10 protein-coding genes and 1 pseudogene are annotated in these 12442 nt (G+C 41.7%); 6 read left to right on the forward strand and 5 right to left on the reverse strand.

The features are described 5' to 3' along the window. Positions 1–94: 94 nt before the first annotated feature. Positions 95–187 (forward strand): annotated as a pseudogene (locus tag V7K67_RS34425) (IS200/IS605 family transposase); the annotation flags it as partial. A 285-nt stretch (positions 188–472) separates the two neighbouring features. Continuing rightward, positions 473–2512 carry a DNA sulfur modification protein DndD gene (dndD, locus tag V7K67_RS16280; RefSeq protein ID WP_334731202.1) on the forward strand — a complete coding sequence of 680 codons (2040 nt, stop codon included), beginning with the start codon at positions 473–475 and terminating at the stop codon, positions 2510–2512. Positions 2513–2615: 103 nt separating this feature from the next. Here dndD and V7K67_RS16285 read toward each other — a convergent pair whose 3' ends face one another. Further along, complete coding sequence (locus V7K67_RS16285) at positions 2616–3338, reverse strand: Uma2 family endonuclease (protein WP_335167473.1); 723 nt, start codon at positions 3336–3338, stop codon at positions 2616–2618. 134 nt (positions 3339–3472) lie between these two features. On the opposite strand from V7K67_RS16285, the gene V7K67_RS16290 reads away from it, so the two are divergent. Further along, positions 3473–4486: a DUF4351 domain-containing protein gene (locus V7K67_RS16290; RefSeq protein ID WP_335167439.1), complete on the forward strand. Its 1014-nt coding sequence runs from the start codon at positions 3473–3475 to the stop codon at positions 4484–4486. A 300-nt stretch (positions 4487–4786) separates the two neighbouring features. Here the strand turns inward: V7K67_RS16290 and V7K67_RS16295 are convergent, their stop codons facing one another. Next, positions 4787–6364: an NAD(P)H-quinone oxidoreductase subunit 4 gene (locus V7K67_RS16295; protein WP_335167441.1), complete on the reverse strand. Its 1578-nt coding sequence runs from the start codon at positions 6362–6364 to the stop codon at positions 4787–4789. A gap of 354 nt (positions 6365–6718) precedes the next feature. Between V7K67_RS16295 and V7K67_RS16300 the strand changes: the two genes are divergently transcribed. The 3 genes from V7K67_RS16300 to V7K67_RS16310 are packed head-to-tail and all read left to right on the forward strand — an operon-like array spanning position 6719 to position 8045. After that, entirely contained in the window at positions 6719–6970 is a 252-nt protein-coding gene (locus tag V7K67_RS16300) for a hypothetical protein (RefSeq protein WP_335167444.1), read from the forward strand. Positions 6971–6974: 4 nt separating this feature from the next. Then, complete coding sequence (locus tag V7K67_RS16305) at positions 6975–7301, forward strand: type II toxin-antitoxin system RelE/ParE family toxin (protein WP_335167446.1); 327 nt, start codon at positions 6975–6977, stop codon at positions 7299–7301. Between the two features lie 60 nt (positions 7302–7361). Next, positions 7362–8045 (forward strand): hypothetical protein, encoded by a 684-nt coding sequence (locus V7K67_RS16310; RefSeq protein ID WP_334730062.1) that lies wholly within the window; start codon positions 7362–7364, stop codon positions 8043–8045. A gap of 76 nt (positions 8046–8121) precedes the next feature. Here V7K67_RS16310 and V7K67_RS16315 read toward each other — a convergent pair whose 3' ends face one another. The 3 genes from V7K67_RS16315 to V7K67_RS16325 form a co-directional block, all read right to left on the reverse strand. Beyond that, a complete protein-coding gene (locus V7K67_RS16315) occupies positions 8122–10224 on the reverse strand; it encodes an NAD(P)H-quinone oxidoreductase subunit 5 (RefSeq protein WP_334730061.1) in 2103 nt (700 codons plus the stop codon). Between the two features lie 386 nt (positions 10225–10610). Next, positions 10611–10997 (reverse strand): thioredoxin family protein, encoded by a 387-nt coding sequence (locus V7K67_RS16320; RefSeq protein ID WP_334708022.1) that lies wholly within the window; start codon positions 10995–10997, stop codon positions 10611–10613. Between the two features lie 609 nt (positions 10998–11606). Next, positions 11607–12323, reverse strand: a complete 717-nt coding sequence (locus V7K67_RS16325; protein WP_335167448.1) for an NnrU family protein — start codon at positions 12321–12323, stop codon at positions 11607–11609. Between the last annotated feature and the right edge of the window lie 119 nt (positions 12324–12442).

The raw sequence follows: 12442 nt of genomic DNA on the forward strand, positions 1-12442 counted from the left end.
ATGCTTTTTTTCTGCTGATAACTATAAACAAAATTAATTATTCGTTTGTTCGCGTAAGATAAACGCGAACAATTTATTTTTGTCCAAAGTCCAAGCCATTGATAATATAGCCAATTACATCAGAAATCAAGCTACCCACCATAGTCAAAAATCAATCATTCCCACCTGGGAGCTAACTCCCAAGTAAACCAACGATTATATACGAATTTAGTCCACGAAGGTGGACTTCGCCTGCCTAACCGCGAATTCCATTCGCCCGATATCTTATCAACTTTGCCTGCCTAACCGCGAATTTCATTCGCCCGGTATCTTATAAACTCTGCCTGCTTAACCACGAATGACCTTCGCTCGGTATCTTATAAACTCTGCCTGCCTAACCGCGAATTTCATTCGCCCGGTATCTTATAAACTCTGCCTGCTTAACCGCGAATGACCTTCGCCCAGTATCTTACATAAACCCACAATCAGATAAATGATATTTCTTGAACTCGTATTACAAAACTTTGGCCCCTACAGTGGCAAACAGGTAATCAATCTTAACCCAAAAATTGATGAAGAAAACTCACACCCAATTATTTTATTAGGTGGTATGAATGGCGGCGGAAAAACTACCCTTATGGATGCCATTCGTCTCGCCCTTTATGGCCCCCGCGCCCAATGTTCTACCCGTGGTAATTTAAGTTATAGCGATTTTCTCAATCAATGTGTTAATAACAAAGCGGAAAGTGCGGTCTTGGGGTCTCCCCAAGAGGAGCAACTTTCCAAGAGAATAGATCCAGTTGCAGACACCCGGATTGAATTACTTTTTGAACATATTGAAAACGATAAACCAATAAAATACCGTGTTGTTCGTAGTTGGACAAAAAATCCTAAAGATGGTAAAGATACATTAGGTATTTTAGGCGACAGTGATACCTGGCCTGCTGCTTTAGTTAATATCTGGGATGAATATATTGAAAATCTCCTGCCATTAGGAATTTCTAACTTATTTCTCTTTGATGGTGAACAAGTTAAAGAACTTGCAGAACAGGAAACACCACCACCAGTTGTAGTAGATGCGATTCGCGGACTTTTAGGGCTAGAGTTAGCAGACCGTTTAGCAGTTGATTTAGATATCTTAGTTAACCGCAAACTGAAAGAAGTTGGTAATAGTAAAGATTTAGCAAACCTAGAGGAAATTGAAACTAGGTTAACCCAACAGCAAGAAGATTATCAAATAACAGGAGAAAAATTAGAAACTCTCAAAAATCAGGTAGAAGAATTAGAAAAAAAGCAGCAAGAAGCCTTTGATAAATTTATTTTTGAAGGTGGGAAGATTGCAGCCGAACGCAATCAACTAGAACTACAACAGGATACAAAAACTGCGGAAATTGAACAAGTACGTCAGTCGATGTGTGAATTAGCGGCTGATGTTTTACCTCTAGCATTGATTCCCAATTTGCTTAATCAGGCGCAAGCACAGGGAGAAAAGGAATTTCGCCATCAACAGGTACAAATTTCTAAAGATTTGTTAATTGAGAGAGATCAGCGCTTACTCACTTGGCTAAATCAAGTTGAAATTTCTCCGATACAAGTTGAAAAAATCCAATCTTTTTTAATCCAAGATGTAGATAGTTTATATGCAAAGACTATCCAGGTAGAAGCACCTTGGCTATTAGCCGATGATGAAACTTTAAGTCAGCTAGATAATCTCATATATCACTTACAAAATTCTCAACTTTCTGCGAAAGAGAAATTAGCTATTCTCAAAAATAAGGAAGAAGAAATTCATACTCTAGAAAGACAAGTGCAAACAGCAGCAGCACCAGAAGATTATACAAAGCTGCGTCAAGCACTAGAAGCGGCACAAAATCAAGTTGTTGAAGCTAAAGCAAATTACGAAACAATCCGCCGTCGGTTAGCTGAATTAGAAACTATTATTGCCAAATCCAAAAAGGAATTAAGTGATTATACTGTAGAAAATATTAAACATAAAAATAGCGAACATATTATTACCTCTGCGGCTAAAGTTCAAAACACACTCAAGATTTTTCGGGAAAAATTAACTCTGCGAAAACTCAATAAATTAGAGGAGGAAGTTAAAAACTGCTTCCTTTATCTCTTGCATAAATCAGACTTAGTGCATCGCATCACCATTGATACCAAGACTTTTAGCCTTTTGCTTTACGATTTAAATGGTAAACCTGTGCCTAAACATCGCCTCTCTGCTGGCGAAAAACAACTACTTGCGATCGCTTTCCTCTGGGGTTTAGCTAAAGTCTCTGGCCACCGCCTACCAGTAGCAATCGATACGCCACTAGGTAGGCTAGACTCCTCTCACCGCAGTAACTTAGTTGAACGTTACTTTCCATCCGCCAGCCATCAAGTGATTTTGTTATCTACGGATACCGAGATTGGAAAGAAAGAAGTTGAAACACTGCGAGAAAATGAAGCGATCGCGCGCGAATATCTCCTCAAATACGACTCCTCCACCCGCCAAACAACAGTGGTAGAAAATCAATATTTTTGGTGATTCTTTTGGTGAATCTAGTATTTACTTTGTCTCCACATAAATTTCTCTACCAAACTGCCTGAATTCATCATTAAGTCCGCAAAAATTACAAAATCTGGTTAATCTATGACAAAGTTTCTGGATCAACGCCAAGTGCATTCAACCTTTCCGTTAAGATTTTCACCTGTTGTTCTACTTCCACCCGTCGCTGTTCTTCAAAAGCTGTGCGTTCTTCTGCCTCTCTGATGCGTTCTTCTGGTGTCAGCAATTTTTGCCCTTCTTCGTCATACCAGTACAACCACTCCCGCACTATACCTTGATAAATTCCCCGTTCTCGCCCAATTCCTAAACCAATTTCTGGTAGCCAAACGGGATTTCCTGACATTAAAATATATTCCCCATCAACTAAGCGATACACTTCCAAAGGTGTCTTTTTACGCCGAAGAGGACTATATACAACGTAGTACAAAATTCCTAATTCTTTTGCATAAAATTCTTTCTTGGTACTATATTCTTCCCGATATATTTGGGAAACAACTTCTAGCGCTAAAATTGGCAGCTTCTTTTCTTCCCACAGCACATAACTTAGGCGTAAGTCCTCATCAATAAAGCGTTTCACTCCTAAGCTGAGAAACCCATCAGGGACAACGGCTAGTTTTTCTGGGTCATAATAAATACCCATGTCAACACCAAAGAACCAATCCCAGCGATCGCACCAAACCAAAGCTAGTATCGTTTTTAGCAAGCCGGGAATTAAATTTTGTAGTTCATTATCCACAGCGGTATCATCTGAGTCAGGTAGTTCTTCGGAAGATGGCAAACAATGCAGCGGATTGTAGTTTAACATTAGCGGTTTTACCACATATGATTCTACCTTGATTGTAGAAAATTTATCGATAATTAAGTAGGTATACGAGGGACAATTGATTGTGGATTACAATATTCACATAAATGTGACGAAAATCAGCTTCTTGGATGAATATGACCAATATTAGCGATGTCTACGACAGGCTACGCCTACGCGCTGATTTTGATAGCCCTTGGAAAGAAATTATAGAAGCTTATTTTCCCCAAGCAATGTATTTCTTTTTTCCAGAAACTTATGCATTAATTGATTGGGAACGTCCCTACGAATTTCTAGATAAAGAATTTCAACAAATAACTCGTGAAGCTGAACAGGGTAAGCGATATGCCGATCAATTAGTCAAAGTTTGGCAAACCCAGGGGGAAGAACTTTGGTTATTAATCCATGTTGAAATTCAGGCACAAAAAGAAGATAACTTTGCCAAGCGGATGTTTACCTACAACTTTCGCATATTTGACCGCTTTGATCGACCAGCGATTAGCCTTGCAATTCTCTGTGATTCAAACCGCGAATGGCGACCAAACAATTACAGTTACAATTATCCCAATACGCACTTATTTTTTGAATTTGGTAGTGTTAAACTTTTAGATTACGAAAATCACTTTCACGAGTTAGAAAATAGCGATAATCCATTTGCAACTGTCGTCATGGCGCATTTGAAAACGCAGCAGACACGCTCATCACCCGAACAGCGCAAAATATGGAAATTTAGCTTAATTCGCAGACTATATGATTTGGGCTTAGAAGAGCAGGATATTCGTAATCTGTATCGATTTATCGATTGGGTTATGATATTACCAAAGGCATTGGAAAATCAGTTTTGGGAAGAGTTTAAACAATTTGAGCAGGAGCGGACTATGAGATACGTAACTACAGGTGAGCGCATCGGCTACGAGCGCGGTAAACAAGAAGGAAAACAAGAAGGTAAAAAAGAAGGTGAACAACGGCTGATTTTAAGGTTACTACAAAGACGAGTGGGAGAATTATCACCAGAATTGCAAGAGCGCATCAAATCTCTTTCTTTAAATCAATTAGAAAACCTTGGCGAAGCTTTGTTAGATTTTACTGCTATGGAAGATTTACTTAACTGGTTGCAAACAAATCAATCAGCTGAAAATCTATTTTTATAAAAATTAGAAAAAACACCTCTACTCGCTTACCCCATACAGTATTTTTTTAACTTACAGCAGATTTCAAGTAAATGAGGTACAAAATTTAATAAAAAAGCCATATACCAAGAGACTTTCAACTCTATTCCCTATTCCCTATTCCCTATTCCCTATTCCCTATTCCCTATTCCCTATTCCCTATTCCCTATTCCCTATTCCCTATTCCCTATTCCCTGCTGTAGTTCAGTGAGTAACAAAAAGGGCAGGTACAAAACCCGCCCTCAAAATAATCAGTATTTAAACTAAACTAGCGATCGCAACTTAATTACCAATTTCCGGCGCACTCAAAGAAACCTTTAGCGTTTCGTCTTTTTGTTGTGCTAATGTCGGCACGGAATCACGCAATCTTGCTGTCAATTGTACAGTTGTAGCGTCATACATCTGAGTCAGCAATTTCGGATAGAAACCAATACCAATAATTGGAATTAACAAACAGGCAATGATAAATACTTCACGGGGTTCGGCATCTATCAAAGCTTGGTGAGAAACTAATTCCTCGTTCTCTTTACCGTAGAAAATTTCTCGCAACATCGACAGCAGATAAATCGGAGTTAAAATCACTCCCACTGCCATCAAGAACACGACGATAACTTTGAAGGTAGAGCTATAAGCATCGCTAGTAGCAAAACCCACAAACACCATTAATTCTGCCACAAAACCGCTCATCCCTGGCAATGCCAAAGAAGCCATTGAACAGGTGGTGAACATGGCGAAAATCTTCGGCATTCTCTTCGCGACACCGCCCATTTCATCCAACATCAGGGTGTGGGTGCGATCGTAAGTTGCCCCTACCAGGAAGAACAAACTCGCCCCAATTAACCCGTGGGAAACCATTTGCAATACTGCCCCACTCAATCCCAAATCGGTGAAGGAGGCAATACCAATCATCACAAAGCCCATGTGAGAAATTGAGGAGTAGGCAATTTTTCGCTTCAGGTTGCGCTGGGCAAAGGATGTTAAGGCAGCGTAGATGATATTAACTACCCCCAAAACTACCAACACTGGCGCAAAATAAGCGTGGGCATCGGGCAGCATTTGGGCATTCATCCGAACTAAGGCGTAACCGCCCATTTTCAGGAGAATACCTGCTAATAACATGTGTACGGGGGCTGTAGCTTCACCGTGGGCATCAGGTAGCCAGGTGTGCAAGGGAATAATCGGCAACTTGACGGCGTAGGCAATTAGGAAGCCAGCATAGAGGGCAAGTTGGAAATTGAGGGCGAAATCTTTGAAGGCGATCGCTCGCATGTCGAACGTCACCGTATCGCCGTAAAATCCCATTGTCAGGGCAGACAGCAAAATAAACAGCGAACCGCCGGCGGTGTATAAAATAAATTTAGTCGCTGCATACTGCCGCCTTTTACCTCCCCAAATCGACAGCAGAAAGTATATCGGTACTAGTTCCAGTTCCCACACCAGGAAAAATAACAGCATATCCTGGACAGCGAACACGGCAATCTGACCGCCATACATCGCCAAAATCAAGAAGTAAAATAGCTTGGGCTTGAAGGTAACAGGCCAAGCTGCTAGAATCGCCAGCGTGGTAATGAATCCAGTCAAAATAATTAGGGGCATGGACAAGCCATCAGCCCCTACTGACCAATTCAAACCCAATTGTGGTACCCAGGGGTAACTCTCCACCAATTGCAAATCTGGATTGGAGAAATCATACCCAGTATAAAAAGCGTAAACAATTAGTGCAAAATCTATCAGCCCTACGACGAGGGAGTACCAGCGCACTGTTTTGCCTTCTTTGTCAGGGATGATGGGAAGAAGTAGCGACGCCGCTATCGGAAACAGAATAATCGTCGTCAGCCAGGGGAAATTAGCTATATTCATCACAATCAATCTGCTATCAAAATCATGTTTGGCAAAAAGTCACTAGTTATTAACTAACAGCTTTTTAGCAATTTTTCCTTCATTGTTAGGTTGATTTAATTAAATTGGCAATCCCCCATTTGGTATCCGAGGAGTCTATTTTTACTTGAGGGAATGCAGAATATCAGTTTAAATACTGGTAGTCAAGTCAAAAATTTACCCTAACAAAAGCCGCTAAACTAGAATTTAAGGAATGTGCGATGTCTACTACGCGTAGCCCAACCTATCGCTAAAAAGACACGATGCTGTTTGGTGGTTGTTGAAAAAAGCAATTTGGTGCAAAAATGCATCAAAGAAGAAATAACCATAATGATAATGGCACAAATTAAAAGTCAAATTCGTTATCTCACTAACGTAGATGGAGAAACAACAGATGTACTCGTCCCTATAGAACTTTGGCAACAGCTTATAAGTTCCATAAATTCTGATAACGTCAGTGGTTTAGCTTGGATTGATGAACAAGAGCCAAAAGCACAAATATTAGCCGATCTGCAAGAGTCAGTGCGACAAGCAGCAGTAGGACAAACTTTTCCAGTTTCAGAGCTTTGGGACGATATCGAAGCCTAGATTTATGGCAGAAGTTCGCTTTACACCTCCCTTCAAACGTCGTTTCAAAACTCTGACTAAACGTTATCGCCAAATTCAAATTGACATTCAACCCATTATCGATCAGCTAGAGGCTGGGAATTTTATCGGCGATCAAATTTCTGGGATAGACTTGACTGTTTTTAAAGTTCGAGCAAAAAACAGTGATATCCCGACCGGTAAAAGTGGTGGATATCGGGTGATTTATCAGGTTGTCTCACCTGAATGCGTCTTACTTCTACTCATCTATGCAAAATCGGATCAGGCAGATGTGAGCTTAGAAGAGATTGAAGATGCAATTAAAAAGACATAGCCATATTGCCGAGATTGCGATCGCGTAGCCGAACCTATCGCTAAAAATACAAAAGGTAATTTGTATCCAGCCTTATTTGGATCACCATCAAAAGATACAGAATCAATTGATGAATATAAGGAAGAACTTAGAAAATATTATGAGTATTCAACTATTAAACAGAGACTTAATTTTCTAAGACAAATTTATTCTCTGGAGCCTCAAACTTATACAGTTATTTTCAAGATAACAGGTGTTGAATTCAAAAACAAAATTAATATAGGTAAAGTTGAACTATATCGTCCTAAAATAGATGGAAAATACATTAAAAAAAATGAGATTCTCAGCATAACTGTTGAAGATAATTCGGATTACTGTGTTGCAGTGGATATCCGAGGTGTAGATAGTAAATTCATGAAAATTAAAGCCCAACAAATGGCTGAAAGAACTATAGCTGTTCTTTCAACACGAAATAGAAAAGACCAGGCTATTATTTTATCAATTGATTGGGTTATTTGTGATTCTCAAGGAGAAATTCGAGCTTTTAACTTTAAAGGTAGGGATAAGCCGCAAACTATCAGATATAACTCTATTGACTCACAAAATAATCAACAAAGGCTTGGTCAGTGGATATCTTCTGAAGATATATGTCATCCAACTGTAGTGAAATGGCTTGCTTCTATCGACTGGTATAGACGAGCAACTGAAGCTTCACAAAGTTCTGAAGAAATATTAAATTCATGGTTTGCTTCTTTTCAGACCTAACTCTCAATTCCACTTTGCGCCTCTGCGTGAGACAAGAAATAATGTAGGGGTGGACGATCGCCCACCCCGATTAAAATCAGGTAACACCAAAGACAATCACTAAGCCCAAAACCGCCCCAAACACAATCAAGGCATAGAATTGAGCGCGACCGTTTTCTAGGTACTTCAGACCTTCACCGCTAACAAGGGTGAAAAAGCCTGTGAGGTTAACAGCACCATCGACAACGCGGAAGTCAACTTCCATAACTTGTCTAGCTAGGCGACGCAAGCCGAGGACAAAAACCCGATGGTAAATGTCATCAAAGTACCACTTGTTGAGAGATAACTCGTAAAGTGGTTTGATTTTAGCAGCGATCGCAGCCGGGTCAATTTTCCCTTGCAAATACATCAGCGAAGCTAAGGTAATCGCAACTAAGGAAATTCCCACTGAGGCACCCGCCATAATGTAGAATTCCGTCGGATTGAACTCAGCAGCCTTTTCTATAACTTCGGAGAGGGTTTCGCTAGGAGGAAAGATAAACTCTTCAAAATAATTGGCGTAAGGAGTTCCCACCAAACCAATCAAAATCGAAGGCACAGCCAAAAGTGCCAACGGCAGGGTCATCGTCCACGGCGATTCGTGGGGAGAGTCGCTGTGATGCCCGTGGGAGTCATGGGAATCATGATGCTCACCAGTGGCAGCCAATTCTCCTTTCTTCATCGCCCCAGGCCCAAAATTCGGCGCTAGTTCTTCTGACTCTAATTCCAGGACAATTGTCGCCGCCGCCTTCTTCAGTTTTTGCTTGATTTTCTCGTCATTACCCCGGAATTTGCCTTCAAATGTCGAGAAATACATTCTAAACATATAAAAAGCAGTAATCCCGGCAGTTAGCCAGCCGATGAACCAGAGAAGTGGATTAGCCTCAAAAGCCTTCCCTAGAATTTCATCTTTTGACCAGAAACCAGCGAAGGGAGGGATACCAGAAATTGCCAAGCAACCAATCAAAAAGGTAATTGATGTGACGGGCATATACTTTCGCAATCCGCCCATCAAGCGCATATCTTGAGCTAAGGCGGGGTCGTGTCCAACCACACCTTCCATACCATGAATTACTGAACCTGAACCCAGGAACAGCATCGCCTTGAAATAGGCGTGGGTCATCAGGTGGAATAATCCGGCACTGTAGGAACCTATGCCCATTGCCATCACCATGTAACCGAGTTGGGAAATGGTGGAGTAAGCCAAGCCCTTTTTGATGTCATTTTGGGTAATGGCAATGGTTGCCCCCAAAAACGCCGTAAACGCCCCAGTAAAGGCAATGACATTCATTGCGGCTGGAACGTCTTCAAATACTGGGTACATCCGGGCAATGAGGAAAACACCCGCCGCCACCATTGTTGCCGCGTGAATCAAGGCAGAAATGGGGGTGGGGCCTTCCATTGCATCTGGTAGCCAGACATGGAGGGGGAATTGGGCTGATTTTGCAACTGGCCCTAAGAAAACTAAAATCGCAAACAGGACAGCGAGAAAATTGCTGATAGAACCTGATTCTACGAGTTGGGCGAGGCGATCGCCCATGATATTAAAATCAAAGCTTCCTGTTGCCCAAAATAGCCCCAGAATGCCAAGTAACAAACCAAAGTCGCCGACGCGGTTAGTCACAAAAGCTTTTTGCGCCGCATCGGCTGCTGACTTGCGATCATACCAAAAACCGACTAGCAAGTAAGAACACATCCCGACCAGTTCCCAGAATATATAAATCTGTACTAGGTTGGGGCTGACCACCAGACCTAACATTGAGGAGCCAAACAAACTGAGATAGGCGTAAAACCTCACGTAACCGGGATCGTGAGCCATGTAGCCATCGGTGTAAAGCATGACTAAGCAGGCTACCGTTGTGACAATCACCAGCATTAGGGCTGTCAGGTGGTCAATAGTGTAGCCCATGCTCAGGTGAAAATTGCCGGCTGCCGCCCACTCAAAGGTACGGAGATAAGGCGCGTGTCCTTGAATTTGACTCCATAACAAGGCAAACGACAGCCCCATAGCTGCTGCCATCATGGAGATAATCACCACAGCGTTAAGCTGCCGTAGGCGGTTTGTCACCTGATTCAACGAGATTAACCCTAGACCGACCAGCATTGCCCCAAAAAGCGGGAACACTGGAATCAGCCAGGCATACTGATAGATTACTTCCATCACTGACGCCTACTTTTAGAATTCTTGATTAGCGTGTCGAAACTGTTAATAATTGTGACACACACCCTTTAGCATAAAATAACCCACTCAAAGGTCTTTGAGTGGGGTGTTAAGTATGGTTTTAGATTTGGTCATTAGTCATTGGTCATTGGTCATTGGTCATTTGCCCCATACCCCATGCCCCATGCCCTTCAGGAGTGCTGAGTGCTGAGTAAAGAAGTGAGATTCCCCACTTAGCACTCGGAACGGGCTAAACCTTAGCTATCCGCTAACGGAAAAGAGGAACTGTTTTGCCCAATGCCCCATACCCTTCAGGAGTGCTGAGTGCTGAATAAAGAAGTGAGATTCCCCACTCAGCACTCAGCACTCGGAACTCAGCACTCTCTTCAGGCTGATCGACGTTCTAAATCCACTGCTTTGGAACTAGTGTAGATTTTCGGGCAATTGCTGTAGCTGGCTTTAATCTCTTCTAAAGCTAGACGTAAATCTTCTCTGCTGCGAAAGCATTCCAAGCGATGGCGAACAGTGCCATTTTCAATCAATAGTAAAGTGGGTAGTGATTTTAGCCTATAAGTAGTAGACAATTTAAAATTTTGATCGGCGTTAACCCCAACTAATTTAATTTCTTCCCCGCATTGGGCTTGAAATTGTAACAACAGTGGGTGGATAATCCGACACAAGCCACACCAAGGTGCTTCAAAGTTAACTAAAACAGGAATAGGAGATTCTAAAACTTCTTGAGTAAATGTCCGCTCACTAACCGACAACACCATGACGCCTCTTGGATTATAAGGTTTTTATATCAAACTAGCTATTAACACTGAATTTTAGTAGTGCTGAGTTCCGAGTTCTATTAGCGGATAGCTAGGGTTGAGCCAGTGCTGAGTAGAAATCCGTAACTAAAGTTAGGGAGATTGAATGAAGAACTCGTTTCTTTTGCTTTGAGAGTAAAGGGCGGGCTTGGGACTAATTGCCAAGTAGTGAATACTAAGTTGCTTGATTTTACTCAGGACTCAGCACAGCTTTAGTGAAAGATTGGCAAGTCAGTAACTACCGATAGATGCTTTCAGGACACCAAATAATTAGATAAAAATTGAGCGCGTTAATGTGTCTCTGACAAAAAAGCCACCGGATTAAGTTGCGTTGGCTTTTTTGGATGTTAAACTCCCGATCGCCGTCGCCTCCTGGGGATTTGACTGAATCTGCGACTTTCTCCCAAGGAAAGGCAACTGACCAACGACTACCAATATAAAATCTCAAACTGACTCAATGCACCCCCATTTATAGATGTTTGAATTTATCCTACATTGATTTGGGGCAATTGATAAGCTGAAATTTTCATCTATTTCGGATTTTTTGCTGACACTGGGGATCATCTAGATTTACCATCCTATCCTACTAGTTGCTTCCTGTAACAGAGGGTGAGACCACCAAAGCAAAGCGATAAAAATGGTAACTCCCAAATAGGCAGGGCGGAGAAATTCCTGCCATTTGAGAGATTGACGCCCGTCAATAATTGCTTTACAGGGAATAATTGAAGTCCGCTGTTTGGTAACTTCAAAAGCTTCGCCATAGCGATCACTCAAACGGCGATCCCCATGCCAAACCCCAAACAAGTGATGCAACACCAATCCAATGGAAGTCACAAGAGTAAAGGTAGTTCCCAGCCAGAGAGTATGGGCAACACACCAAATTATTTGTCCCACCATCTGGGGATGACGGGTAATCCGAATAATTCCTGTTTCATAGAGATGAACTTGGGGCTTTTGAATGGCAGCAATTTCTAGTAGATTGAAGGTAGCAGGATATAAAAACAAAAACGAGATTGCTGACAGCAGCCAAACAAATTCTCGCACTCCTGGCACTCCTTGTACCTGCCAAAGTTGCAAACCATCATAACGGTGCCCAAAAAAGTAAATAATTAATATCACAGCCAACGGTAGGCTGACTAATGCAAAGAGAATGCGATAAAGCCTTGGGCCAATGTATTTTTCGGCCCTTGGACGCATAGCAGCGCCTCCACTGTGAGCGATCGCAAAAACTATTTGTAACCCCAGTATGACAAAATGACTGGGTGTCAACCAAGAAATCAACGGCATATAAACGAGTGAAGTAATTTAAAGAAAATTGAATTCAGTACAACCAATACCACAAAGTATTCAAAAGGGGACTTTAGTCAAGATGTTGTGCCACTGTCTTTTTCGAGTCAAGCCTTCAA

The sequence above is a fragment of the Nostoc sp. genome (genome assembly GCF_036917155.1).
Lineage (GTDB): Bacteria > Cyanobacteriota > Cyanobacteriia > Cyanobacteriales > Nostocaceae > Nostoc.